The following is a 24551-nucleotide window of genomic DNA, read 5'->3' as shown; positions in this document are numbered from 1 at the left end:
ACTTTTTATGAAAATTCTGTAACCGATTCCATTAACTATCTGTAAAAATGGTGATGGCAGAAGTTCGGTGTTCAGGCGAGGAGAAGACGTTGAAGTCCAGGAAAGAGGTTGCGGCTGCGACCATGAAAGACGTTGCCCAGAAAGCACAGGTCTCTACGGCAACAGTATCCCGCGCATTAATGAACCCGGATAAAGTCTCCCAGGCGACCCGTAACCGGGTGGAGCAGGCTGCGCTTGAAGTGGGCTATTTTCCGCAGGCAATGGGACGTAACGTCAAACGCAACGAGTCGCGCACCATCCTGGTGATTGTGCCGGACATCTGTGACCCTTTCTTTAGCGAGATTATCCGCGGTATTGAAGTCACCGCGGCGGAACAGGGGTACCTGGTGCTGATTGGCGACTGCGCCCATCAGAACCAGCAGGAAAAAACCTTCATCGACCTCATTATCACCAAGCAGATCGACGGCATGCTGCTGCTTGGCTCTCGCCTGCCGTTTGATGCCAGCATCGAAGAGCAGCGTAATTTACCGCCGATGGTGATGGCCAACGAGTTTGCGCCAGAGCTGGAGCTGCCGACGGTCCATATCGATAACCTTACCGCCGCGTTCAACGCCGTAAACTATCTCCAGGAGCTGGGGCATAAGCGTATTGGCTGCATCGCCGGGCCGGAAGAGATGCCGCTGTGTCACTACCGTTTGCAGGGCTACGTTCAGGCGCTGCGCCGGACCGGCGTCACCGTCGATCCGCACTACATTGCGCGCGGTGATTTTACCTTCGCAGCCGGTGGACAGGCACTGGAGAAACTTCTGGACCTGCCTGAGCCGCCAACCGCCGTATTTTGCCACAGCGACGTGATGGCGCTGGGCGCATTATCGTATGCCAAACGCCGCGGCCTTCGCATACCGAAAGATTTATCCATCATCGGTTTCGATAATATTTCGCTTTCGGAATTTTGCGATCCGCCGCTCTCAACGGTCGCTCAGCCGCGCTACCAAATCGGCCGCGAAGCGATGCTGCTTCTGCTGGATCAGCTTCACGGTCAAACAGTTAGCAGCGGCTCACGGTTGCTGGACTGCGAACTGATCGTCCGAGGCACGACCCAGGCATTGACTTAAAGTAAACGTCTTTCGGATACCCTTATCTGGTCAAAGCCCCGCCGCTTAAGTAACATGGCGGACTGACGAACGAATAAATACAGCGAAACGATAGTGGCACAACGAGATTATGTACGTCGCGGCCAGCCGGCACCTTCGCGACGCAAAAAGAGTAGCTCAAGAAAAAAGCAACGTAACCTGCCTGCTGTCTCGCCAGCAATGGTCGCTATTGCTGCGGCTGTAGTCGTCGCCTTTATTGGTGGCCTGTACTTTATCACGCACCATAAAAAAGAAGAGTCTGAGGCGCTTCAGGCCAGTAAAGTCGCCGGAAATGGCCTCCCTCCGAAGCCTGAAGAGCGCTGGCGCTATATCAAAGAGCTGGAAAGCCGTCAGCCTGGGGTACGTGCGCCAACCGAACCTTCTGCGGGTGGTGAAGTGCAGAATGCGAATCAGCTTACGGATGAACAGCGTCAGCTGCTGGCACAAATGCAGGCCGATATGCGCCAGCAGCCTACGCAGCTGAACGAAGTGCCGTGGAATGAGCAGACGCCGGAACAGCGTCAGCAAACGCTGCAGCGTCGCCAGGCACAACAGCAGATTCAGCAGCAACAGCAGTGGGCGCAAACCCAGCCGGTACAGCAGCCTAAGGCACAGCCGCGGGTAACGGAACAGCCGTATCAGCAGCCGACGCGTACGGTGCAGTCTCAGCCTGTCCAGCAGCAGCCTAAAGCGCAGCAGCAGAAGCAGGCGGCTCAGCCGTATCAGGATCTGCTCCAGACGCCAGCGCATACCACTGCGCAGCAGCCGAAAACGCAGCAGGCCGCGCCGGTCACGAAAGAGACCGAAGCGCCGAAGCAGACGGCGGAGAAAAAAGACGAACGTCGCTGGATGGTACAGTGCGGTTCGTTCAAAGGTGCGGAGCAGGCGGAAACGGTGCGCGCGCAGCTGGCCTTTGAAGGGTTTGATTCGCGTATTACCACCAATAACGGCTGGAATCGCGTGGTGATAGGTCCGGTCAAAGGCAAAGAAAATGCCGATGGCACCCTTTCTCGTTTGAAAATCGCCGGTCACACAAACTGCATTCGACTCGCCTCCGGGGGTTGAAACCCCCAAAATCCCCCCCATCTATCATTTAATTCAGCCCTGGGCACAGGCTCAGGGCTTCTGTTTCCCGATTCTGTAACCAGGGGGTCTGCTCGTGACAACAATAGTAAGTGTACGCCGTAACGGCCATGTGGTAATCGCCGGTGATGGCCAGGCCACGCTGGGTAATACCGTCATGAAAGGCAACGTGAAGAAAGTGCGTCGTCTCTACAACGACAAAGTGATCGCCGGTTTTGCAGGCGGCACGGCGGATGCCTTCACGCTGTTTGAACTGTTTGAACGTAAACTGGAAATGCACCAGGGTCATCTGGTGAAAGCCGCCGTTGAGCTGGCAAAAGACTGGCGTACCGACCGCATGCTGCGCAAGCTCGAAGCGCTGCTGGCGGTAGCCGATGAAACCGCTTCGCTTATCATCACCGGTAACGGTGACGTAATTCAGCCGGAAAATGACCTGATTGCCATCGGCTCTGGCGGCCCTTATGCCCAGGCTGCTGCCCGCGCACTGTTGGAAAATACCGACATGAACGCGCGTGATATCGCGGTGAAGGCGTTGGATATTGCAGGTGATATCTGCATCTATACCAACCACAACCACACCATCGAAGAATTGACCTCCAAAGCGTAAGGATCTCCCATGTCTGAAATGACCCCACGCGAAATTGTCAGCGAACTGAACAAACACATTATCGGCCAGGATAACGCCAAGCGTTCCGTGGCTATCGCCCTGCGTAACCGCTGGCGTCGTATGCAGCTTGACGAAGAGCTGCGCCACGAAGTGACGCCGAAAAACATTCTGATGATCGGCCCGACCGGCGTCGGTAAAACCGAAATCGCCCGTCGTCTGGCGAAGCTGGCCAACGCACCGTTCATCAAAGTTGAAGCCACCAAGTTCACCGAAGTGGGCTATGTGGGTAAAGAAGTGGACTCCATCATCCGCGATCTGACCGACTCGGCGATCAAAATGGTGCGCGTCCAGGCCATTGAGAAAAACCGCTATCGCGCGGAAGAGATGGCCGAAGAGCGCATTCTCGACGTGCTGATCCCACCGGCAAAAAACAACTGGGGTCAGGCTGAACAGCAGGCGGAACCGTCTGCGGCGCGTCAGGCGTTCCGCAAAAAGCTGCGTGAAGGCCAGCTGGATGATAAAGAGATTGAGATCGATCTCGCTGCCGCGCCAATGGGTGTGGAAATCATGGCACCTCCGGGCATGGAAGAGATGACCAGCCAGCTGCAGTCCATGTTCCAGAACCTGGGCGGTCAGAAGCAAAAAACGCGTAAGCTGAAAATCAAAGACGCGATGAAGCTGCTGATTGAAGAAGAAGCGGCGAAGCTGGTGAATCCGGAAGAGCTGAAGCAGGACGCTATCGACGCGGTTGAGCAGCACGGTATCGTGTTTATCGACGAAATCGACAAAATTTGTAAGCGCGGCGGCAACAGCTCCGGCCCGGACGTGTCCCGCGAAGGCGTTCAGCGCGACCTGCTGCCGCTGGTTGAAGGCTGCACCGTTTCCACCAAGCACGGCATGGTGAAAACGGACCACATCCTGTTTATCGCATCAGGTGCCTTCCAGGTTGCCAGCCCGTCGGATCTGATCCCGGAACTGCAGGGCCGTCTGCCTATCCGCGTTGAGCTGCAGGCGCTGACGACCGAAGACTTCGAACGTATCCTGACCGAGCCAAACGCCTCTGCAACCGTTCAGTACAAAGCGCTGATGGCAACCGAAGGCGTGAACCTCGAGTTCACTGAAGACGGTATCAAACGTATTGCCCAGGCTGCATGGCAGGTGAACGAAACCACCGAAAACATCGGTGCGCGTCGTCTGCATACCGTGCTGGAACGCCTGGTGGAAGATATCTCTTACGACGCGAGCGATCTGAACGGTCAAACCGTTACCATTGACGCAGAATTTGTGAGTAAACATCTGGATGCGTTAGTGGCAGATGAAGATCTGAGCCGTTTTATCCTATAATCGCGGTTACTGGATTCTCATCACGTTTAATGGGGGCTAATGCCCCCATTTTTATTGGCTAAATACTTATGACTGACATCAGCCGTACTCAGGCGTGGCTCGAAAGTCTGCGCCCTAAAACACTCCCTCTGGCCTTCGCCGCGATTATCGTCGGTACGGCGCTTGCCTGGTGGCAGGGTTATTTCGATCCGCTGGTTGCCGCGCTGGCATTGATTACCGCCGGCCTGCTGCAAATTCTCTCCAACCTCGCCAACGACTATGGCGACGCGGTGAAAGGCAGCGACAAACCTGACCGTATTGGGCCGCTGCGTGGGATGCAAAAAGGGGTGATTACCCAGGCGCAGATGAAGCGCGCGCTGATTATCACCGTGGTGCTGATCTGTTTATCGGGTCTGGCGCTGGTGACAGTGGCGTCTAAGACCCCCAGCGATTTTATTGGCTTCCTGGTGCTGGGTTTATTGGCCATTATCGCAGCCATCACCTACACCGTCGGCACGCGTCCTTACGGCTACATTGGGCTCGGGGATATCTCCGTACTGGTGTTCTTCGGCTGGCTGAGCGTGATGGGAAGCTGGTACTTACAGGCGCATACGGTGATCCCTGCGCTGTTCCTGCCTGCGACCGCCTGCGGTCTGCTGGCGACCGCGGTGCTCAACATCAACAACCTGCGCGACATCGACAGCGACCGGGAGAACGGCAAAAACACCCTGGCGGTCCGTCTGGGGCCGGTGAATGCGCGTCGCTACCATGCCTGCCTGCTGATGGGTGCCCTGGTCTGCCTGGCGCTGTTTAACCTGATTTCCCTGCACAGTCTGTGGGGCTGGCTGTTTGTGCTTGCCGCGCCGCTGCTGATTAAGCAGGCCCGTTTTGTGATGCGTGAACGTAGCCCGGCCGCCATGCCGCCAATGCTGGAACGCACGGTAAAAGGCGCGCTGCTGACTAACCTGTTGTTCGTCATCGGGATTGTCTTAAGCCAGACGCTCAGTTAGCTGACAAATATCAATTAACAATTGATGATTTTGCCAACAACGCATTTCGCACGATATACTGAACACATTCGCAGCAACTGAGCGTTAAACCTATGAAATACGATACCTCCGAGCTTTGTGACATCTACCAGGAAGATGTCAATGTCGTTGAACCGCTGTTCTCCAACTTTGGTGGGCGGTCGTCGTTTGGCGGACAGATCGTCACGGTGAAATGTTTCGAGGATAACGGGTTGTTGTACGATCTGCTCGAACAGAACGGCCGTGGCCGCGTACTGGTGGTCGATGGCGGTGGTTCCGTACGCCGCGCATTGATTGATGCTGAGTTGGCCGGTATTGCCGCACAAAACGAGTGGGAAGGCATAGTGGTGTACGGTTCCGTGCGCCAGGTGGACGATCTGGAAGACCTGGATATCGGGATTCAGGCCATCGCAGCCATACCGGTAGGGGCGGCAGGTGACGGCATCGGCGAAAGCGACGTCCGCGTTAACTTCGGCGGCGTGACCTTCTTCTCCGGCGACCATCTCTACGCCGATAATACCGGCATTATCCTTTCCGAAGATCCGCTGGATATCGAGTAATAAAACCGTAAGCGTGAACCATAAAAAAACCGCCAACAGTAATGTGGCGGTTTTTTTGTCCCTCGGGATTCGCGGTCCGTTGGGAAGGCTTGCAACCTTTGACCAGGGTTTTTATCTTACCCTGATTCAAATCTCAGGTAATCCCCTCGACCCTTTATAAATTCCTAATTATCTATACAGACCTTAACTACGCTGCTGTTGCTTACTATGATGCTGCGTCCCTTTCCGCCATCTCGCACATGGGCATCGGTCCAGGGAAAGGTGTCTTCACAACCGTAAAGCAACCCTTGATCAGGCTTGTGTCCACCGACTTATCACCGGTGGTGAACGGTGGAGCGGTTAGCTGCAGGGACCGCATAATGAAACGCTATTTATGTATCGCGTTCATTGTCGCCAGCGTACTCGTTGTAAAGAGTGATGAACCGAATGTGTTCGTTGCTTTTACTATGATAGCGCAGGACAAGTAGCGTTAAGGCCGCCTCTGGCGGCCTTTTTTATGGTGATCGCCGACTGACATCAAACCATAAAAAAAGCCGGGTGGCGGCTTCGCCTTACCCGGCCTACTCATTAATCCCAATGGGAATTAAACCTCTTCCATACGTCCCAGCAGCGCCTGCAGGCGATCCTGCCAGCCGTTCTGCTGTTCGCGCAGCTGGTTGTTTTCGCGCTCCAGTTCTTCGCGGCTGTGCTGCGCGTTCTGTACTTCCTGCGCCAGGCTGCTGTTCTTCTCTTTCAGCTCTTCAATTTCCATCTGCAGCAGGGTGATGGTGTCAATCGCCTGCTGTACTTTCGATTCCAGTTTCTCAAACACTTCTAAAGACATGATGCTACCTCTCCTGAATTGCAAGGCGACGCTTTAACATAAACGCGCACGACATATACCGTCGATTGTATGGAGCGCGGCGCTCTGTGTCCAGCGACACACCGCGCAGATCGCGGTTTGCAACACTTTTAGGTCTGGTCCTGGTGCGTTCGCGTCATATACCCCTAAATTGTTAACTTATTCGTTAATGAAATGATTCAGCTCACATTCCTGTACTGATCCTGTACTGCTGCAAAAATGTGCTTTATGGCGCGAAAACGCTCATTTTATTGACGCAGACCACACATTTCGATTTCGATATTTCTCGTTTTTGCTCGTTAACGATAAATTAACACTATGTCTACAGGGCATCGTGGCTGTCACGGGCGGCCATGCTAACAATAAACATCAATTTCTTCAGGATTCCGATTATGAGTCAGACATCAACCTTAAAAGGCCAGTGCATTGCCGAGTTCCTTGGTACCGGGTTGTTGATATTCTTCGGAGTGGGCTGTGTCGCTGCACTGAAAGTGGCGGGTGCCAGTTTTGGTCAGTGGGAAATCAGTATCATCTGGGGTCTGGGCGTGGCGATGGCCATCTACCTGACTGCAGGGGTGTCTGGTGCACATCTTAACCCGGCGGTGACTATCGCACTGTGGCTGTTCGCGTGCTTCGACGGACGCAAAGTAGTTCCTTTCATTCTTTCTCAGTTTGCCGGCGCGTTTTGCGCAGCGGCGTTAGTTTACGGGCTTTATTACAATCTTTTCATCGACTTCGAACAGACGCATCATATGGTGCGCGGCAGCGTCGTAAGTCTGGATCTGGCAGGCATCTTCTCAACCTATCCAAACCCGCATATCAATTTTGTGCAGGCGTTCGCAGTTGAAATGGTGATTACCGCTATTCTGATGGGCGTTATCCTGGCGCTGACCGACGACGGAAACGGCATTCCGCGCGGCCCGCTGGCCCCACTGCTGATTGGCCTGCTGATTGCGGTGATTGGTGCCTCCATGGGCCCGCTGACCGGCTTCGCGATGAACCCGGCGCGTGATATCGGACCTAAAGCGTTCGCCTTTATCGCAGGCTGGGGCGACGTCGCCTTCACCGGTGGCAAAGACATTCCTTACTTCCTGGTACCGCTGTTTGCGCCAGTTGTCGGGGCTGCGCTGGGTGCGTTCAGCTACCGCAAATTAATTGGTCACCATTTACCGTGCGATACCTGTGTGGAAGAGGAGAAGGAAACGACTTCTACCGCACAACAAAAAGCTTCGCTGTAATCTGACTACGGGACACATACCATGACCGAAAAAAAATATATCGTTGCGCTCGACCAGGGCACTACCAGCTCCCGCGCTGTCGTAATGGATCATGACGCGAACATCGTCAGCGTGTCACAGCGCGAATTTGAGCAAATTTATCCTCGTCCAGGCTGGGTCGAACACGACCCAATGGAGATCTGGGCGTCACAAAGCTCCACGCTGGTCGAAGTGCTGGCAAAAGCCGATATCAGTTCCGACGAGATTGCCGCGATTGGAATCACTAACCAGCGTGAAACGACGATTGTCTGGGAACGTGAAACCGGTAAGCCTATTTACAACGCCATCGTCTGGCAGTGCCGCCGTACCTCTGAGATCTGCGAGCAGCTGAAGCGCGACGGCATGGAAGAGTACGTGCGCAGCGCCACCGGTCTGGTGGTTGACCCGTATTTCTCCGGCACAAAAGTGAAGTGGATCCTCGACCACGTGGAAGGTTCACGCGAGCGTGCAAAACGCGGCGAGCTGCTGTTCGGCACCGTCGACACCTGGCTTATCTGGAAGATGACCCAGGGACGCGTCCACGTCACCGACTACACCAACGCCTCGCGTACCATGCTGTTCAACATCAACACCCTGGAGTGGGATGACAAGATGCTGGACGCGCTGGATATCCCACGTGCGATGCTGCCTGACGTGCGCAAGTCTTCTGAGGTTTACGGCCAGACCAACATCGGCGGTAAAGGCGGCACCCGTATTCCTATCGCCGGTATTGCCGGTGACCAGCAGGCGGCGCTGTTCGGCCAGCTGTGCGTCAAAGAAGGGATGGCGAAGAACACCTACGGCACCGGCTGCTTTATGCTGATGAACACCGGCGAGAAAGCGGTGAAATCAGAAAACGGCCTGCTGACCACCATCGCCTGTGGACCACGCGGCGAAGTGAACTATGCCCTGGAAGGCGCGGTGTTCATGGCCGGTGCGTCTATCCAGTGGCTGCGCGACGAGATGAAGCTGATCAGCGATGCGTTCGACTCCGAGTACTTCGCGACCAAAGTGAAAGACACCAACGGCGTGTACGTGGTGCCTGCATTCACCGGTCTGGGCGCGCCGTACTGGGATCCGTATGCACGCGGCGCAATTTTTGGCCTGACGCGTGGCGTTAACTCTAACCACATTATTCGCGCCACCCTGGAATCCATCGCCTACCAGACGCGCGACGTGCTGGAAGCGATGCAGGCGGACTCCGGCATTCGTCTGCACGCCCTGCGCGTGGACGGCGGTGCGGTAGCGAATAACTTCCTGATGCAGTTCCAGTCCGACATTCTGGGCACCCGCGTTGAGCGTCCTGAAGTGCGTGAAGTCACGGCGCTGGGCGCGGCATACCTTGCCGGTCTGGCGGTAGGCTTCTGGCAGAACCTGGACGAGCTGCAGGAAAAAGCGGTGATCGAACGCGAATTCCGCCCGGGCATCGAAACCACCGAGCGTAACTTCCGCTATAGCGGCTGGAAGAAAGCGGTGAAACGCGCCCTGGCGTGGGAAGAGCACGAAGAGTAATCATATATTCCCTCTCCCCTGGGGAGAGGGTCAGGGTGAGGGGACCGCACCGGTCCCCTCACCCCTCCCCACTCTGTGATAAACTTCGTGCAATTCCTTTTGATTGTACGAGTACCTCATGAAACGTGAACTTGCTATCGAGTTTTCCCGCGTCACCGAAGCGGCTGCCCTTGCAGGCTATAAGTGGCTGGGTCGTGGTGACAAAAATACCGCAGACGGCGCAGCCGTCCATGCCATGCGCATTGTGCTTAACCAGGTCAACATCGACGGCACCATCGTGATCGGCGAAGGTGAGATCGACGAAGCGCCAATGCTCTACATCGGTGAAAAAGTCGGTACCGGCAAAGGTGATGCCGTGGATATCGCCGTCGACCCGATCGAAGGTACGCGCATGACCGCAATGGGTCAGGCCAACGCCCTGGCGGTGCTGGCCGTGGGCGATAAGGGCTGCTTCCTCAACGCGCCGGATATGTACATGGAAAAGCTGATTGTCGGTCCTGGTGCGAAAGGCGCAATCGATCTTAGCCTGCCGCTGGAAGAGAACCTGCGTAACGTCGCCAGCGCGCTGAACAAACCGCTGAGCGAACTCACCGTCACCATTCTGGCCAAACCGCGCCACGACGCCACCATCGCGCAGATGCAAAAGCTCGGCGTGCGCGTGTTTGCCATTCCGGATGGTGACGTTGCCGCCTCGATCCTGACCTGCATGCCGGACAGCGAAGTAGACGTGCTGTACGGCATCGGCGGCGCGCCGGAAGGCGTAGTCTCTGCGGCAGTGATCCGCGCGCTGGACGGCGATATGCAGGCTCGTCTGCTGCCCCGCCACGAGGTGAAAGGCGACAGCGAAGAGAACCGCCGTATCGGGGAAAACGAGCTGGCACGTTGCGAAGCGATGGGCATCGAGGCCAACAAAGTGCTGGCGCTGCATGATATGGCCCGTAGCGATAACGTGGTCTTCTCGGCGACAGGTATCACCAAAGGCGATCTGCTGGACGGCATCAGCCGCAAGGGCAATATGGCCACCACTGAAACGCTGCTGATCCGCGGAAAATCACGCACCATTCGCCGCATCCAGTCTATCCACTATCTCGACCGCAAAGACCCGGACGTACAGACGCACATTCTGTAAAACCGTTTGATCGATAGAGCTTTCCGGCCCAAATGGGCTGGAAATCTCCCCGTTAAGTACGGAAGATAGAACAGAGAAACAGCACAGGAGAAGATCATGGCGGACTGGGTAACAGGTAAAGTCACAAAGGTACAGTTCTGGACCGATGCGCTATTTAGTCTCACCCTGCATGCTCCCGTCCACCCGTTTAAAGCCGGGCAATTTGCGAAGCTGGGGCTGGATGTCGACGGCGAGCGCGTGCAGCGCGCCTACTCTTACGTTAACGCGCCTGATAACCCGGCTCTCGAGTTCTATCTGGTCACCGTACCTGACGGTAAACTCAGCCCGCGCCTTGCCGCCCTCAAGCCCGGCGACGAGGTGCAAATCGTGAGTGAAGCAGCAGGCTTCTTTGTGCTCGAAGAGATCCCGGATTGTGACACGCTCTGGATGCTGGCAACCGGTACGGCCATCGGCCCTTATCTCTCTATTTTGCAGTACGGCAAAGACCTGGAGCGTTTTAAAAACATCGTGCTGGTTCACGCTGCGCGCTACGCCGCAGACCTGAGCTACCTGCCGCAGATGCAGGCGCTGGAACAGCAGTACGGCGGAAAGTTAAAGATTCAGACGGTGGTCAGCCGCGAAACCGTAGCAGGAACGCTGACCGGTCGCGTGCCGGCGTTAATTGAGAATGGTGCCCTGGAAGAGGCGGTGGGTTTACCGATGACGGCTGAAACCAGCCACGTCATGCTGTGTGGCAACCCGCAGATGGTACGCGACACGCAGCAGCTTCTGAAGGATACCCGGCAGATGACGAAACATCTTCGCCGCCGACCGGGCCATATGACCGCCGAACACTACTGGTGATCAGCGGTATTTCACCTCAACGGTGTCTTTACCGTATTTGTTTTCGCTCTGGGTGCCAATAAACGCGCCCAGATCGACAATCATCATCACGAAGATGACCGACGGCAGCAGCCTGCCCACCACCCACGGCAGGATGGATGGAAGCATCGCCCAGTTTCCCGCCACCAGCATCCACGCCAGAATAATCAGAAATGCCCACGCGCCGGAACGACCGCGATCGTGCAGGCGTTTCACCACGACAGCCGCCGTTGGCCAGAGCAGGCAGACCAGCGCGAAGGCCGCCGTTTGCGTGCTCAGCCACGCGTTATAGGCGACGAAAAACAGAAGCAGCATGGCGACAACCCACGTCACCATCCAGATCCAGAAATCACGGCGTCCAATACGCCCTTTGAATGAAAACAGCCACTGCTGTATGGTCATGTAAGGTTCCTTATTATCGTTTAGCCCGCATTTTACCCTGGAGTTGTGACCTTTTGACAAGCCGACCAGATATCGTTTTAATCATGAGCACTTACGGCCAGGGGCAATGTTGATGAAAAGTTCGGCACATTCTCTATTCCTGTGTTTAGCGCTGCTCAGCGCGGGTTTTACCCTGCACGCCGCCGAAACCACAGCCCCGACCACAGCACCGTACCTGCTGGCGGGCGCACCGTCGTTCGATCAGTCCATCAGCCAGTTTCGTGAAGCCTTCAATCAGGCCAATCCCACGCTGCAACTGGATGAGTTTCGTGCCATTGATGGCCCCCGCGACACGCCTACCCTGACCCGTGCGGCAAGCAAGATTAACGAGAATTTGTATGCCTCCACGGCGCTGGAGCGCGGGACGTTAAAAATCAAAAGCATGCAAATCACCTGGCTGCCAATACAGGGCCCAGAGCAGAAAGCCGCGAAGGCGAAAGCGCTGGAGTACATGAGCGCGGTCCTGCAGGCGTTTACCCCTGCGCTGACGAAAAAGCAAAGCCAGCAAAAGCTGCAAAAACTCCTCACCGCCGGTAAAAATAAGCGTTACTACGCCGATACCGAAGGCGCGATCCGCTATGTGGTGGCGGACAACGGCGAAAAAGGACTGACCTTCGCTGTTGAACCGATTAAGCTGGCACTATCTGACACTCTCGGCGGGGCGAATTAATGACAAAAAGCAAAGCCTTTCGAGGGAAAATCTCTATACTGATTCACAGACCATGCTGCCCGACAGGGTGGCCATATTCCTTAATTCGCTTATTGAGCGTGGAGAATTGAAATGCGACATCCTTTAGTGATGGGTAACTGGAAACTGAACGGCAGCCGCCACATGGTAAACGAACTGGTTGCGAACCTGCGTAAAGAGCTGGCTGGCGTGACCGGCTGCGCGGTTGCTATCGCTCCGCCGGATATGTACCTGGATCTGGCTAAACGTGCCGCTGACGGCAGCCACATCATTCTGGGCGCGCAGAACGTTGACGTTAACCTGTCTGGCGCGTTCACCGGTGAAACGTCCGCTGAAATGCTGAAAGATATCGGCGCGAAATACATCATCATCGGCCACTCCGAGCGTCGCACCTATCACAAAGAATCCGACGAGTTCATCGCGAAGAAATTCGCCGTGCTGAAAGAGCAGGGTCTGATCCCGGTTCTGTGCATCGGTGAAACCGAAGCAGAAAACGAAGCGGGCAAAACTGAAGAAGTGTGCGCACGTCAGATCGACGCAGTGCTGAAAACGCAGGGCGCAGCAGCGTTCGAAGGCGCGGTTATCGCTTACGAGCCAGTCTGGGCGATCGGTACCGGCAAATCAGCCACCCCTGCGCAGGCTCAGGCGGTTCACAAATTCATCCGTGACCACATTGCGAAAGCTGACGCCAAAGTGGCTGAGCAAGTGATCATCCAGTACGGTGGTTCCGTTAACGCGTCTAACGCTGCTGAGCTGTTCACCCAGCCAGACATCGATGGCGCGCTGGTTGGCGGTGCATCCCTGAAAGCGGACGCTTTCGCGGTGATCGTTAAAGCGGCAGAAGCGGCTAAACAGGCGTAATTGCCTTTGTGGCGGGTGGCGCTTCGCTAACCCGCCCTACGGTTCTGTAGGCCCGGTAAGCGTCAGCGCCACCGGGCTTTTTTACAGCCGTCCCAGCAGGCTAAACCACAGATAATCCAGCGGCAGCAGCACCAGATACGTTGCCACCGCCAGCGCCAGACAGAGCACCATCCCCGCCCTGGCAGGCACTTTTCCTAACCCCATCGCCACCACGATCGGCGACGCCTGATACGGCAGCAGCGGCGTAGAATAGCCCAGCACCTGAATCATGATCACCGACAGCAGCGGGAAGCCGGTCGCATCCGAGAAGCTCTGCGCCAGGGTGGTATACAGCGCCGGAACGCCGTTAGCGGTCATGATGAAGTTGAGTGCGGTGGTAATACCGGTCAGCGCCAGGAAGCTGGTGAACGGTCGGTCTGCATCGAGCGGCATAATACGGAGCAACGCCTCGCCCACCGCCGTGCCGATACCGGTTTGCGTCACGACGATCGCCAGCCCCAGAATACCGGCAACGTAGATGCAGGTGCGCATATTCACACCGGCAGAAAACTCCTCCCCGGTGATAAAACCGATGCGCGGCAGCATAACGATGACCGACGCCGCCAGCCCGGTCCAGGCGGGCCCCACGCCGTGCCAGCTCTCCGTCACCCACATCCCCAGCACTATCGCCAGCAGCCAGGCAAGACGCTTTTCATCCCGGTCCATGGGTTCAGACGGCGCCTGTTCCTTCGGCGGTTTCGGGCTACCGGGAAAAAGCCAGCAGATCAGGCCAATCAGGATCAGGCCTTTGAGAATGCCCAGCACCGGCGTGTGCAGCAGCAGATACGGGACATAGTTCAGGTGGATGCCGTACGAACCTTCTGCCGCACCGCTCATCACCAGGTTAGGCACGTTAGCGGGCAGAATCGTCGCCGAAAGCTGGAACGTCCCGAACCCTACCGCCAGCGCCAGACCAAACCAGGCGCGGGAGCCGTCGGCGATACCGGCGCGTTTCGCCATTGCGGCGACAATCGGCATCAGCAGCGCGATACGTCCCATATTCGACGGCATCACAAACGCCAGCGCATAGCTCAGCAGCACCACGCTCGCTACCATCAACACCCAGGAGTCGGTGAGCTTTGCCGACAGCGCCCGGGCGGCCCGGTCTGCCAGACCGGTTTTACGGATCGCCACGCCGAGCACGAATCCGCTGAAGACCAGCCAGAAGGCCGACGAGGCAAAACCGCCGAAAATCACCTCCGGCGGGGCGATCTTCGCCGTCATTGCCACCGTGAAGAACAGCAGCGCGGTGATGAATTCCGGCAACAGCGACGTCGCCCAGAGCACAATAGTGACGCCAACGATCAGTGAAGGCAGCAGCAGAGGATACGTTGACCAGAGCGACATACCTGTCTCCTGTAGAATTTTTCAGCAAGTCTACGGCGACAGGCAGGGCGAGTAAACGCTATTTATGGTGGGGTCAATTCAGGATAGCGCATTGATGATCCTGCAGTTCCTCAGCAGACGCGCGGTTAAGCATCAGCAGGTTGCGCTCGGTTGCCAGCAGCACAAACGAACCATCTGACTGCTGCGCCATTGCCAGCGCGAAGCGCCCCATATGGTCGCGCGCTTCCGGCAGCTCTTCAGCCAGCATCATGAACGGGCTGCGCTGCACCAGTTCATTCTCCGTCACCCGACGAGCAAGATACTCATGCCCTTCCAGGCCGCCAGGAAGGGGCAGCCACTGGGTGCTGATGTCTCCCTGTGCCGCGTTCAGCTTCTCGCGCACGTCCGGGCGCAGGCAGGAGATATGAATGTGAAAATGGTTTTGCGTGCGCCCTGTCGGCGAGTTAATCGTCAGTGAAATGGCGCTGTCGGGCACCTCGCTTCCACGCTTCAGGGTCATAAAGCTTCGCGACTGCCAGGCCAGCCAGAAAAAGTTCGGCGTATGCGCTTCGGTCAACAGCGGGCTTTCGGTGCCGTTGATGCGATATGTCGGCATCAGCAGGTATTGCAGCGGCCCGTTGCGGTCTTTAAAGACTACATAGCCTGCGTCAGGCTTCACCTGCGCACACGGTGCCGGGTTACGGTGTTGCAGTTGATTCGGCAGGCACTGGTCGAGAACGATATGTCGCAACGCATTCGGATTACCCGCTTTCATCCAGTACCAGCCGCCAGCGGCAAGGGCGATGACAATGAGGATCAATAAGATAATTTTTTTCACAACGCGTTCCCTGTTTTCAATAGAGGCAAAAGAGTAACGCAAAATGATGACCAAATAAAAAACCCGGCGGATTTCTCACGCCGGGTCACCGTGTCGTTTATTTATGTTCAGCGCTGGCTAATCTGGTCAAAGGTGCCGCCGTTAGAGAAGTGCTCTTTCTGCGCTTTCGTCCAGCCACCGAAAACATCATCAATTGTGAAGAGCTTCAGTTTCGGGAATTCGCCGTCATATTTCTTCGCCACAGCCGCATCGCGTGGACGATAGAAGTTCTTCGCTGCAATCTCCTGACCTTCCGGCGAGTAGAGATACTTCAGGTAGGCTTCCGCCACCGCTTTGGTGTCTTTCTTCTCAACCACTTTATCGACCACGGAAACGGTCGGCTCAGCCAGAATAGATTCGCTTGGAGTCACGATCTCAAACTTATCTTTACCCAGTTCGTTGGTCGCCAGCAGGGCTTCGTTTTCCCACGCAATCAGCACGTCACCAATGCCGCGCTCCACGAAGGTGTTGGTTGCACCGCGCGCGCCGGAGTCCAGCACTTCGACGTTTTTGTACAGCGCTTTCACGAATTCCTGGGCTTTAGCCTGGTCACCGTTGTTGTGGTGCAGTGCATAGCCCCAGGCGGCCAGATAGTTCCAGCGTGCGCCGCCGGAGCTTTTCGGGTTAGGGGTAATAACTGACACGCCCGGCTTAATCAGGTCATTCCAGTCATGGATCTGTTTCGGGTTGCCTTTACGTACCAGGAAAACGATGGTCGAGGTGTAGGGCGCGGAGTTATCCGGCAGGCGTTTGATCCAGTTTTTGTCGATACGGCCACGCTCGGCGATCGCGTCAACATCGTAGGCCAGCGCCAGGGTCACCACGTCGGCTTCAATACCGTTGATGACGGAGGTCGCCTGCTTGCCAGAACCACCGTGAGACTGGCGAACCACGACATTGTCGCCGGTTTCCTGCTTCCAGTGTGCCGCAAACGCTTTGTTGTATTGTTCATACAGTTCACGCGTCGGGTCGTATGACACGTTCAGTAACTGGATATCCTTAGCCAGAACGCTGGTCGATGCCAGCAATAATGTTAAACCCACGCCCCATTTATTCATCGCCCAGCTCTCTTGTGTAGTGTTTTGATGAATGCAGCGTGCCAGAAAGCGAATCGAGGATTAAAGAATAAAAAAAGATTGGCTATAACGTAGTGGAATAATAAAGCGTGTACGCATAAAAAAGCCGGGTGGCGGCTACGCCTTACCCGGCACAAACCAAACGCCGATCAGTACAGTTTTTTCGCGCAGTCCAGCCAGTCACCTTTGAACGGACGCTTCATGTTTTCAATCGCGTCGATGATGTCATGGTGAACCAGTTTCTCGTTCTGAATACCGACGCAGCGGCCGCCGTGGCCCTGCAGCAGCAGTTCGATTGCGTACGCACCCATACGGGACGCCAGAATACGGTCGTACGGGCCAGGGGAACCGCCACGCTGGATGTGCCCCAGTACGGTCGCACGGGTTTCACGCTTGGTTTCGGTTTCGATGTACTTCGCCAGCTCGTCTACGTCACAGATGTGCTCGGTGATAGCCACGATCGCATGTTTTTTGCCTTTCGCGATGCCGGCTTTGATTTCAGCTACCAGATCTTCACGGCTGAATTCCACTTCCGGAACCACGACAAACTCACAGCCACCCGCAATTGCCGCAGCCAGGGTCAGGTCACCGCAGTAACGCCCCATCACTTCAACGATAGAGATACGCTGGTGGGAAGAAGAGGTGTCACGCAGGCGGTCAATCGCTTCCACAACGGTGCCCAGCGCGGTGAAGTAACCGATGGTGTAGTCGGTGCCTTTGATGTCGTTGTCGATAGTGCCCGGCAGGCCGATGCACGGGAAGCCCATTTCAGTCAGACGTTTTGCACCCATGTACGAGCCGTCACCGCCGATAACCACCAGGGCGTCCAGTCCACGTTTTTTCATGTTCTCGATAGCCACTTCACGAACGTGTTCATCACGGAATTCCGGGAAGCGCGCAGACCCAAGGAAGGTACCGCCACGGTTGATCATGTCAGACACGCTGTAACGGTCGAGCTGAACCATACGGTCTTCATACAGACCCAGGTAACCATCATAGATACCAAAAACTTCCAGACCTTCCGTCAGCGCCGCGCGGACAACCCCACGAATTGCCGCGTTCATGCCCGGCGCATCACCGCCGCTTGTCAACACACCGATTTTCTTAATCATGACTACCTCTGAACTTAGGAATGCAAAATTGAAATCTGTTGCCGGAAGAAACTTATCGACCAACGAATACTGCAAATAGTATATCAATCCCTTCCAGCTGAATTGATTCAGGTCAGACCAAATGGCGGTAATTTATACACAAAATGCTGGCCTGGCTCACTTTTTTACAACGAATTACGAAAGCCCAACATGTCCGGGTACAACCGAGCAGGGATCCTGGTGAATGATGACGTCTGAACCAGGAAAACGCTGCAAAATCGCCTGCTCGACCTGCTCAGCAATCACGTGAGCCTGAACCAGTGGCAGGTTGTCTTCCATTTCAATATGAATCTGAATAAAGCGGGTCGGCCCTGACTGCCGCGTTCGAAGATCGTGTGCACCGCTGACGCCGGGCCAGGCGGTCACGATAGAAAAAATTTCATTACGTTCTGAGTCCGGGAGGGCGCGGTCAAGCAGCGATTGCACTGCTTCATACCCCATCCGCAGGGCGCTATATAAAATATAGATACCAATCCCTAACGCAAACAACGCATCGGCCCGATGCCAGCCATACCAGGCCAGACCGAGCGCAATAAGAATAGCCCCATTCATCATAACATCAGATTGATAATGAAGCATATCCGCCCGTACGGCCTGACTTTGCGTTTTGCGTACCACCCAGCGCTGGAACGTTACCAGAACAAGTGTGCAAATAAGTGCAACGACCGTCACAACGACGCCGACGCCAGGATCGTTCATCGGCGTCGGCGAGACGAGATGCTGTATGCCGGTGAGAAACAGGAACAGCGCAGAACCGGATATGAACATGCTTTGCGCCAGCGCGGCCAGCGACTCCGCTTTACCGTGCCCAAAGGTGTGCTCTTCATCCGCTGGCTGCAGCGAGTAACGCACGACCAGCAGGTTGGTCAATGAGGCGGCAATGTCCATCAGCGAATCCACCAGCGCCGCCAGAATACTGACCGAGCCGGTATACCACCAGGCAAAGATTTTAATCAGTAACAGGCTGGATGCCATGACGGTCGCCGCGATGGCGGCCCGGCTGACCAGTCTTCCATAGGATTGATTCATAAACGCTCCTGTCATGTCATGCCGCTAGTATAACGGAAGCATGTGGAGTCGAAGGATGAATAAACGGTTAACAAACCAGAATGTGGGGCAAAAAAAACCCCCACATCATGTGGGGGAAGACAGGGATGGTGTCTATGGCAAGGAAAACAGGGTTTACTGGTTACTACGGGTACTGCTATTGCTACTGAAAAACGAGGTTTCTGAGCTTCGCTGCATCCGTGCAACCTCACGCAGTTGATCCATACGCTGCTGATGTTTGGTGTTCAAAACCGCTTGCTGCTCCGGCGTTAGCAGGTGGAACATCTGGTTGCGGACCTTCGCCATTTCAACCTGACGAGCAACCTGTTCCTGTGCCATTTTTTCGGCCTGAGCGCGCACAGCGCTTTCGTCAAAATTTTCTGCGGTGACAAGGCGATGCATTGTCTCCATTTCGCTAACATTAACAGGGGGCTGGTCGTGTCTCGCCCTCTGCATCAGATCTCGCATCTGTTGACGCTGATGTTCGGTTAAACTTATGCCGTCAAACATATGGCTTTGGCTGCTGTTCTGCGTTGCGCCCTCTTGTAAGGGACCGTTATCGCTGATGATAGCTACAGCAGCCTGGCTAAACGCACTGAACGCCAGCGTTGAGGCCATGACGGCAGCGGTAACTTTGCGCATCACTTGCTCCCAAAATCTTTCGTGTCGCGATTCAACGAGAGACAGTCTACGATTCAGGCTGCAAACATGCGTCAGGGGGTGTAAAACAACGTAAAGTCATGGATTAGACAGCCTTGATGTCGTAATTTCTGCCTCGGAGGTATTTAAACAATGAATAAAATCCTGTTAGTTGATGATGACCGAGAGCTCACATCCCTTTTAAAGGAGTTGCTCGACATGGAAGGTTTCAACGTCCTGGTTGCCCATGATGGCGAGCAGGCGCTGAGTCTCCTTGACGACAGCATCGATTTACTTTTGCTCGACGTGATGATGCCGAAGAAAAACGGCATTGATACGCTGAAAGAGCTTCGCCAGACACACCAGACTCCCGTTATCATGCTGACCGCGCGCGGCAGCGAACTCGACCGCGTACTCGGCCTTGAGCTGGGTGCGGATGACTATTTACCGAAGCCGTTTAACGACCGCGAACTGGTCGCCCGTATTCGCGCGATCCTGCGTCGTTCCCACTGGAGCGAGCAGCAGCAGAATACCGACAACAGCTCACCTACCCTTGAAGTCGACTCCCTGAGCCTGAATCCGGGCCGCCAGGAAGCGAGCTTTGATGGCCAGACGCTCGAACTCACCGGCACCGAGTTCACCCTGCTGTATCTGCTGGCACAGCACCTCGGCCAGGTGGTATCGCGTGAACATTTAAGTCAGGAAGTGCTGGGCAAGCGTCTTACCCCGTTTGACCGCGCCATCGACATGCACATCTCTAACCTGCGCCGTAAGCTGCCGGAGCGTAAAGACGGTCACCCATGGTTTAAAACCCTGCGTGGTCGCGGTTATCTGATGGTTTCCGCTTCATGATAGGAAGCTTAACCGCCCGCATCTTCGCCATCTTCTGGTTGACGCTGGCACTGGTTTTAATGCTCGTACTGATGTTGCCAAAACTCGACTCACGCCAGATGACGGAGCTGCTCGACAGCGAGCAACGTCAGGGCGTGATGATCGAGCAGCACGTGGAAGCCGAGCTGGCAAACGATCCGCCAAACGATTTGATGTGGTGGCGCAGGCTATTTCGCGCTATCGACAAGTGGGCGCCGCCCGGACAACGCCTGCTGCTGGTGACCAGCGAAGGCCGCGTGATTGGCGCCGATCGCAATGAAATGCAGATCATCCGCAACTTCATTGGCCAGGCAGATAATGCCGATCACCCCCAGAAGAAAAAATATGGCCGCGTAGAGATGGTGGGGCCGTTCTCCGTCAGAGATGGCGAGGATAACTATCAGCTCTACCTGATTCGCCCCGCGAGCAGCTCCCAGTCCGATTTTATCAACCTGCTGTTTGACCGCCCTCTCCTGCTGCTGATTGTCACGATGCTGGTCAGCTCGCCGCTGCTGTTATGGCTGGCGTGGAGCCTGGCAAAACCCGCACGTAAGCTGAAAAACGCCGCCGACGAAGTGGCGCAGGGCAACCTGAGGCAGCACCCGGAACTGGAGTCCGGACCGCAGGAGTTCCTGGCCGCCGGGACCAGTTTTAACCAGATGGTGAGCGCGCTCGATCGCATGATGACGGCCCAGCAGCGCCTGCTGTCGGATATCTCGCACGAGCTGCGTACCCCGCTCACGCGCTTACAGCTGGGTACCGCCCTGCTGCGTCGCCGCAGCGGTGAGAGCAAAGAGCTGGAGCGCATCGAAACCGAAGCGCATCGTCTGGACAGCATGATCAACGATCTGCTGGTCATGTCGCGCAATCAGCAGAAAAACGCGCTGGTGAGCGAAACGGTGAAAGCCAATCATCTGTGGCATGAAGTGCTGGATAACGCGGCGTTCGAAGCGGAGCAGATGGGCAAATCCTTCACCGTTAACTTCCCGCCGGGTCCATGGCCGCTGTACGGTAACCCCAACGCGCTGGAAAGCGCGCTGGAAAATATCGTGCGTAACGCCCTGCGCTACTCGCACACGAAGATTGAGGTGGCGTTCTCGGTGGATAAAGACGGGATCACCGTCATCGTCGACGACGACGGTCCTGGCGTCAGCCCGGAAGACCGCGAGCAGATCTTCCGTCCGTTCTACCGCACCGACGAGGCGCGCGACCGGGAATCGGGCGGTACGGGGCTGGGGCTGGCGATTGTGGAAACCGCCATGCAGCAGCATCGCGGCTGGGTGAAAGCCGACGACAGCCCGCTGGGTGGGCTGCGGTTAACGCTGTGGCTACCGTTGTATAAGCGTTCGTAGCTGTTAGTGCCGGGTGGCGGCTTCGCCTTACCCGGCCTACTTTTTACTGAGGTCTATTTACCCCACAACCTCCGCGAATTATCCTCGATCTTGCTGCTTAAACGCCGTTTCTGCATCGTTCTTGTCCAGCTGGTCGACAGCCCCGCCGCCGACAGCAGGCGATGATACTGCTCGTCATCAAACGGCATATGCCACGCAATGGCGCAGGCGTCGTAAACAGACACCTCACTCAGGCGTGATACCAGCTCAAGCGGCGCATCCGCTGAAACCTGCCCAGCCAGCACCACCCGGTACAGCCAGCCGGTTTTACCCGCGCTTTGCATCTGAGCCGACATGTCATGAATGCCGAAATGGTAGTTGAGCTTGAAGCACGGCGAGCGCGGCTGCGTCACCTGAATCAGGGCATCGCCCCAGCGGTAGATATCACCAATAAACACGTTCTTTTCGGTGAGCCCTTCAGTGGAGAGATTTTCACCAAACGCGGGAGCAACGAAGAGATCCGCCTGCTCCGGGAACTCTGCCTTCCAGTGCTGATAGTGCTCGCGCGGGTAGTGGCACAGCGCGCGCTCCGGCCCGCCGTGGATCTTCTTTTCGGCCTGCTCGTCACCCGCAAGCCCGAGGTCGGTTAACGTCAGCTCACCGTCGATCTGAATTTTGGCGATGGCGCTCGGGCGGCTGCCGTCGTACTCCCTTACCTTGCCTGTAAATACATTCACCGGATAATGCATCGCTGCCTCCATTACGCAGATACAAAAAAAGCGAGCCATCAGACTCGCTTCTCACAGGCGTCAATGCAACCTTATTTTTTAGCGGCGAAACGCGCTGCTGCTTCGTCCCAGTTCACCACGTCCCAGAACGCTTTGATGTAGTCCGGGCGACGGTTCTGGAATTTCAGGTAGTAAGCGTGTTCCCACACGTCCAGACCCAGGATTGGGAAGCCGGATGCGCCAGAGATCGCTTCACCCATCAGCGGGGAGTCCTGGTTCGCGGTAGAAACCACGGCCAGTTTATCACCTTTCAGTACCAGCCACGCCCAGCCAGAGCCGAAGCGGGTTGCAGCGGCTTTCTCGAATTCCGCTTTGAAGTTGTCAACGGAACCGAAGTCGCGCTCGATAGCCGCTTTCAGGTCGCCCTGCAGGGTAGTACCGGTTTTCAGGCCTTTCCAGAACAGGCTGTGGTTAGCGTGACCGCCCGCGTTGTTGCGCAGCACGGTTTTCTTGTCCGCTGGCAGCTGGTCCAGCTTGGTGATCAGCTCTTCAACAGGCAGGTTAGCGAACTCAGGCAGGCTTTCCAGCGCGGCGTTCGCGTTGTTCACGTAGGTCTGGTGGTGTTTAGTGTGATGGATTTCCATCGTCTGCTTGTCGAAATGCGGTTCCAGTGCGTCGTAGGCATACGGCAGGGATGGCAGTGTATAACTCATAATCCTCTCCATTATTGTCGGGCGGCACAGCTGTTAATGCCGCGTAAGCAGTTGGTTCATTATAGTTAATTAAATGATATTGAAAATGATTATCAATGCCGTAGTTTTTATAAGGTTATTCATTTTTTGACCAACGCCGGAATAGTGAGTGGGTTCAGGGCGTTAATGAACTTCTAGCGCCTTATTGCCTGCCGCAATCTCCTCCCTGCTGCTGAGCGTAAACGCCGACACCACCGTAATCGCCAGCACGAAACAGCCCAGCATCAGGTACGTCTCCTGGAAACCGATCCGGTCATACATATTCCCGGCAAACGCGGAGAGGAAGATTGCCGCCGACTGTTTCGCGAACTGGAAGCCAATCAGATAGATAGTCGCCGAAAGACGCGTATCAAACACCCCGGTGATGTACTTGAAGGCCCCCACCAGCAGGAACGGCACCTCCAGCGCGTGCAGCATCTTCAGGGCAATCACTTCTACGGCGGTGGTGGCAAACGACGAGCCGATAGTGCGCGTCGCCATAATCACCCCGGCGATCAGCAGCGTGTTTTTCGCGCCGATGCGGTTAATGATCCACGGTGAACAAAACATGATGATCGCATTGCAGATTTCCCCGGCAGTGGTCGCAAAACCAAAGGCGCGAGTGCCCTCCTGCGGCGTGGCGAAGAACGTTTTGAAGAAGGTAGCAAACTGCTGGTCGAAGACGTCGTAGACGCAGGCCACACCAATCACATACAGAATAAACATCCACATTCTGCGCTGACGGAACAGGCTAAAGACCGTTTTCGCGGTGATCTGCGGCTGGTTGGCACCCAGCGCATTCATCACCTGCGCCGTCTGGTTGGGTCTTGGCTTTGCGACCACCAGCAACAGCATCAACAGCAGCGCCGCCCCCGAGCCCATCCAGAAAACATACGACGGATCGATGCCGAACAGGATCCCGCCCGTGGAGGCGCACAGCCCCCAGCCGAGGCAGCCAAACATGCGCGCCTTGCCGTACTCAAAGAAACTGTTACGGCTCACGCGTTCAATGTAGGCCTCAATGGCTCCTGAGCCCGCCGAAAAGACAAAGCCGATATAAATGCCGCCGCTCAGCGCGCCCAGCCAGATGTTGGCTTTCAGTAACGGCGCAAAGACGTAGAGGAAGAAAGGGGCAAACAGGAACAGCAGCACGGAGATGATCCACAGCAGGTGTTTTTTCAGCCCCAGTTTATCCGAGATCACCCCAAGCACCGGCTGGAAGGCAATGGCCGAGAGTGAGATGCAGGAGAAGACGATGCCGGTATGGGTTTTATTGAGGCCGATGATATCCGACAGCCAGATCGGCAGGAACGGAAAGCAGGTGGCCATGATGAAAAAGTAGAGAAAGAAGAACAGCCCGAAAATCCAGAAATTAGGGTTGTCTTTGTGGGTACAGGTTGTTGTGTTCATTAT

25 protein-coding genes are annotated in these 24551 nt (G+C 55.9%); 14 read left to right on the top strand and 11 right to left on the bottom strand.

Annotated features, from left to right (window positions below; genetic code table 11):
• The first annotated feature begins 89 nt into the window (after positions 1-89).
• From cytR to rraA, 6 genes are all read left to right on the top strand, one after another.
• Positions 90-1115, top strand: coding sequence for a DNA-binding transcriptional regulator CytR (gene cytR / locus ACVCAM_RS17325; protein ID WP_023293597.1), 1026 nt, complete (start codon positions 90-92; stop codon positions 1113-1115).
• A 93-nt stretch (positions 1116-1208) separates the two neighbouring features.
• Positions 1209-2198, top strand: coding sequence for a cell division protein FtsN (gene ftsN, locus ACVCAM_RS17320; protein ID WP_032622950.1), 990 nt, complete (start codon positions 1209-1211; stop codon positions 2196-2198).
• Positions 2199-2292: 94 nt separating this feature from the next.
• The gene (hslV, locus tag ACVCAM_RS17315) at positions 2293-2823 is read left to right on the top strand and encodes an ATP-dependent protease subunit HslV (RefSeq protein ID WP_008501802.1); all 531 of its coding nucleotides are present in this window, start codon (positions 2293-2295) and stop codon (positions 2821-2823) included.
• Positions 2824-2832: 9 nt separating this feature from the next.
• Positions 2833-4167, top strand: a complete 1335-nt coding sequence (hslU, locus tag ACVCAM_RS17310) for an HslU--HslV peptidase ATPase subunit (RefSeq protein ID WP_407223751.1) — start codon at positions 2833-2835, stop codon at positions 4165-4167.
• Between the two features lie 68 nt (positions 4168-4235).
• A complete protein-coding gene (gene menA, locus ACVCAM_RS17305; RefSeq protein WP_008501804.1) occupies positions 4236-5156 on the top strand; it encodes a 1,4-dihydroxy-2-naphthoate polyprenyltransferase in 921 nt (306 codons plus the stop codon).
• A gap of 92 nt (positions 5157-5248) precedes the next feature.
• On the top strand, positions 5249-5734 hold the full coding sequence (rraA, locus tag ACVCAM_RS17300; RefSeq protein ID WP_008501805.1) for a ribonuclease E activity regulator RraA: 486 nt from the start codon (positions 5249-5251) through the stop codon (positions 5732-5734).
• A gap of 583 nt (positions 5735-6317) precedes the next feature.
• Here rraA and zapB read toward each other — a convergent pair.
• The gene (zapB, locus tag ACVCAM_RS17295) at positions 6318-6557 is read right to left on the bottom strand and encodes a septal ring assembly protein ZapB (RefSeq protein WP_023326318.1); all 240 of its coding nucleotides are present in this window, start codon (positions 6555-6557) and stop codon (positions 6318-6320) included.
• A 410-nt stretch (positions 6558-6967) separates the two neighbouring features.
• Between zapB and ACVCAM_RS17290 the strand changes: the two genes are divergently transcribed.
• The 4 genes from ACVCAM_RS17290 (at position 6968) to fpr (ending at position 11315) form a co-directional block, all read left to right on the top strand.
• Entirely contained in the window at positions 6968-7813 is an 846-nt protein-coding gene (locus tag ACVCAM_RS17290; RefSeq protein WP_407223752.1) for an MIP/aquaporin family protein, read from the top strand.
• Positions 7814-7834: 21 nt separating this feature from the next.
• Entirely contained in the window at positions 7835-9343 is a 1509-nt protein-coding gene (gene glpK, locus ACVCAM_RS17285) for a glycerol kinase GlpK (protein ID WP_008501808.1), read from the top strand.
• A gap of 118 nt (positions 9344-9461) precedes the next feature.
• Positions 9462-10472, top strand: a complete 1011-nt coding sequence (gene glpX, locus ACVCAM_RS17280) for a class II fructose-bisphosphatase (RefSeq protein ID WP_023293599.1) — start codon at positions 9462-9464, stop codon at positions 10470-10472.
• Between the two features lie 96 nt (positions 10473-10568).
• A complete protein-coding gene (gene fpr, locus ACVCAM_RS17275) occupies positions 10569-11315 on the top strand; it encodes a ferredoxin--NADP(+) reductase (RefSeq protein WP_025912301.1) in 747 nt (248 codons plus the stop codon).
• On the opposite strand, the gene ACVCAM_RS17270 is transcribed toward fpr, so the two are convergent.
• Positions 11316-11735 carry a DUF805 domain-containing protein gene (locus tag ACVCAM_RS17270; RefSeq protein ID WP_023293600.1) on the bottom strand — a complete coding sequence of 140 codons (420 nt, stop codon included), beginning with the start codon at positions 11733-11735 and terminating at the stop codon, positions 11316-11318.
• A 112-nt stretch (positions 11736-11847) separates the two neighbouring features.
• Between ACVCAM_RS17270 and ACVCAM_RS17265 the strand changes: the two genes are divergently transcribed.
• Together ACVCAM_RS17265 and tpiA are read left to right on the top strand one after the other, a co-directional pair.
• Positions 11848-12444: a DUF1454 family protein gene (locus tag ACVCAM_RS17265; protein ID WP_008501812.1), complete on the top strand. Its 597-nt coding sequence runs from the start codon at positions 11848-11850 to the stop codon at positions 12442-12444.
• Positions 12445-12555: 111 nt separating this feature from the next.
• The gene (gene tpiA, locus ACVCAM_RS17260; RefSeq protein ID WP_003862019.1) at positions 12556-13323 is read left to right on the top strand and encodes a triose-phosphate isomerase; all 768 of its coding nucleotides are present in this window, start codon (positions 12556-12558) and stop codon (positions 13321-13323) included.
• An 81-nt stretch (positions 13324-13404) separates the two neighbouring features.
• On the opposite strand, the gene ACVCAM_RS17255 is transcribed toward tpiA, so the two are convergent.
• The 6 genes from ACVCAM_RS17255 to cpxP all read right to left on the bottom strand — a co-directional run bounded on the left by ACVCAM_RS17255 (position 13405) and on the right by cpxP (position 19481).
• Positions 13405-14709 (bottom strand): SLC13 family permease, encoded by a 1305-nt coding sequence (locus ACVCAM_RS17255; protein ID WP_025912302.1) that lies wholly within the window; start codon positions 14707-14709, stop codon positions 13405-13407.
• A 73-nt stretch (positions 14710-14782) separates the two neighbouring features.
• On the bottom strand, positions 14783-15526 hold the full coding sequence (locus ACVCAM_RS17250) for a CDP-diacylglycerol diphosphatase (protein ID WP_025912303.1): 744 nt from the start codon (positions 15524-15526) through the stop codon (positions 14783-14785).
• Between the two features lie 107 nt (positions 15527-15633).
• Positions 15634-16623 carry a sulfate ABC transporter substrate-binding protein gene (locus ACVCAM_RS17245; RefSeq protein WP_021242803.1) on the bottom strand — a complete coding sequence of 330 codons (990 nt, stop codon included), beginning with the start codon at positions 16621-16623 and terminating at the stop codon, positions 15634-15636.
• A 167-nt stretch (positions 16624-16790) separates the two neighbouring features.
• The gene (pfkA, locus tag ACVCAM_RS17240; protein WP_008501816.1) at positions 16791-17753 is read right to left on the bottom strand and encodes a 6-phosphofructokinase; all 963 of its coding nucleotides are present in this window, start codon (positions 17751-17753) and stop codon (positions 16791-16793) included.
• A gap of 174 nt (positions 17754-17927) precedes the next feature.
• Positions 17928-18821 carry a CDF family cation-efflux transporter FieF gene (gene fieF / locus ACVCAM_RS17235; RefSeq protein ID WP_008501817.1) on the bottom strand — a complete coding sequence of 298 codons (894 nt, stop codon included), beginning with the start codon at positions 18819-18821 and terminating at the stop codon, positions 17928-17930.
• 153 nt (positions 18822-18974) lie between these two features.
• Positions 18975-19481: a cell-envelope stress modulator CpxP gene (gene cpxP / locus ACVCAM_RS17230; RefSeq protein ID WP_021242802.1), complete on the bottom strand. Its 507-nt coding sequence runs from the start codon at positions 19479-19481 to the stop codon at positions 18975-18977.
• A 150-nt stretch (positions 19482-19631) separates the two neighbouring features.
• On the opposite strand from cpxP, the gene cpxR reads away from it, so the two are divergent.
• Both cpxR and cpxA read left to right on the top strand, forming a co-directional pair.
• Positions 19632-20330: an envelope stress response regulator transcription factor CpxR gene (cpxR, locus tag ACVCAM_RS17225; RefSeq protein WP_006179159.1), complete on the top strand. Its 699-nt coding sequence runs from the start codon at positions 19632-19634 to the stop codon at positions 20328-20330.
• Positions 20327-21700 (top strand): envelope stress sensor histidine kinase CpxA, encoded by a 1374-nt coding sequence (gene cpxA / locus ACVCAM_RS17220; protein ID WP_003862003.1) that lies wholly within the window; start codon positions 20327-20329, stop codon positions 21698-21700. The genes cpxR and cpxA overlap by 4 nt, the downstream gene beginning before the upstream one ends.
• Before the next feature lie 53 nt (positions 21701-21753).
• On the opposite strand, the gene yiiM is transcribed toward cpxA, so the two are convergent.
• The 3 genes from yiiM to ACVCAM_RS17205 all read right to left on the bottom strand — a co-directional run bounded on the left by yiiM (position 21754) and on the right by ACVCAM_RS17205 (position 24548).
• Positions 21754-22428: a 6-hydroxyaminopurine reductase gene (yiiM, locus tag ACVCAM_RS17215; protein ID WP_025912304.1), complete on the bottom strand. Its 675-nt coding sequence runs from the start codon at positions 22426-22428 to the stop codon at positions 21754-21756.
• A 71-nt stretch (positions 22429-22499) separates the two neighbouring features.
• Entirely contained in the window at positions 22500-23120 is a 621-nt protein-coding gene (gene sodA / locus ACVCAM_RS17210) for a superoxide dismutase [Mn] (RefSeq protein ID WP_003861999.1), read from the bottom strand.
• Between the two features lie 162 nt (positions 23121-23282).
• Positions 23283-24548: an MFS transporter gene (locus ACVCAM_RS17205; RefSeq protein WP_407223753.1), complete on the bottom strand. Its 1266-nt coding sequence runs from the start codon at positions 24546-24548 to the stop codon at positions 23283-23285.
• Between the last annotated feature and the right edge of the window lie 3 nt (positions 24549-24551).

The organism is Enterobacter sp. CFEC122 (assembly GCF_052983755.1).
The sequence above is the reverse complement of the archived record's forward strand: the minus strand, read 5'-3'. Positions and strand labels throughout refer to the sequence as shown.

Excerpts from the sequence above, each read along its gene's own strand:
- hslU (WP_407223751.1), top strand. The coding sequence starts at position 2,833 with ATGTCTGAAATGACCCCACGCGAAATTGTCAGCGAACTGAACAAACAC.
- menA (WP_008501804.1), top strand. The coding sequence starts at position 4,236 with ATGACTGACATCAGCCGTACTCAGGCGTGGCTCGAAAGTCTGCGCCCT.
- rraA (WP_008501805.1), top strand. The coding sequence starts at position 5,249 with ATGAAATACGATACCTCCGAGCTTTGTGACATCTACCAGGAAGATGTC.
- zapB (WP_023326318.1), bottom strand. The coding sequence starts at position 6,557 with ATGTCTTTAGAAGTGTTTGAGAAACTGGAATCGAAAGTACAGCAGGCG.
- ACVCAM_RS17290 (WP_407223752.1), top strand. The coding sequence starts at position 6,968 with ATGAGTCAGACATCAACCTTAAAAGGCCAGTGCATTGCCGAGTTCCTT.
- glpK (WP_008501808.1), top strand. The coding sequence starts at position 7,835 with ATGACCGAAAAAAAATATATCGTTGCGCTCGACCAGGGCACTACCAGC.
- glpX (WP_023293599.1), top strand. The coding sequence starts at position 9,462 with ATGAAACGTGAACTTGCTATCGAGTTTTCCCGCGTCACCGAAGCGGCT.
- fpr (WP_025912301.1), top strand. The coding sequence starts at position 10,569 with ATGGCGGACTGGGTAACAGGTAAAGTCACAAAGGTACAGTTCTGGACC.
- ACVCAM_RS17270 (WP_023293600.1), bottom strand. The coding sequence starts at position 11,735 with ATGACCATACAGCAGTGGCTGTTTTCATTCAAAGGGCGTATTGGACGC.
- ACVCAM_RS17265 (WP_008501812.1), top strand. The coding sequence starts at position 11,848 with ATGAAAAGTTCGGCACATTCTCTATTCCTGTGTTTAGCGCTGCTCAGC.
- tpiA (WP_003862019.1), top strand. The coding sequence starts at position 12,556 with ATGCGACATCCTTTAGTGATGGGTAACTGGAAACTGAACGGCAGCCGC.
- ACVCAM_RS17255 (WP_025912302.1), bottom strand. The coding sequence starts at position 14,709 with ATGTCGCTCTGGTCAACGTATCCTCTGCTGCTGCCTTCACTGATCGTT.
- ACVCAM_RS17245 (WP_021242803.1), bottom strand. The coding sequence starts at position 16,623 with ATGAATAAATGGGGCGTGGGTTTAACATTATTGCTGGCATCGACCAGC.
- pfkA (WP_008501816.1), bottom strand. The coding sequence starts at position 17,753 with ATGATTAAGAAAATCGGTGTGTTGACAAGCGGCGGTGATGCGCCGGGC.
- fieF (WP_008501817.1), bottom strand. The coding sequence starts at position 18,821 with ATGAATCAATCCTATGGAAGACTGGTCAGCCGGGCCGCCATCGCGGCG.
- cpxP (WP_021242802.1), bottom strand. The coding sequence starts at position 19,481 with ATGCGCAAAGTTACCGCTGCCGTCATGGCCTCAACGCTGGCGTTCAGT.
- cpxR (WP_006179159.1), top strand. The coding sequence starts at position 19,632 with ATGAATAAAATCCTGTTAGTTGATGATGACCGAGAGCTCACATCCCTT.
- cpxA (WP_003862003.1), top strand. The coding sequence starts at position 20,327 with ATGATAGGAAGCTTAACCGCCCGCATCTTCGCCATCTTCTGGTTGACG.
- yiiM (WP_025912304.1), bottom strand. The coding sequence starts at position 22,428 with ATGCATTATCCGGTGAATGTATTTACAGGCAAGGTAAGGGAGTACGAC.
- sodA (WP_003861999.1), bottom strand. The coding sequence starts at position 23,120 with ATGAGTTATACACTGCCATCCCTGCCGTATGCCTACGACGCACTGGAA.
- ACVCAM_RS17205 (WP_407223753.1), bottom strand. The coding sequence starts at position 24,548 with ATGAACACAACAACCTGTACCCACAAAGACAACCCTAATTTCTGGATT.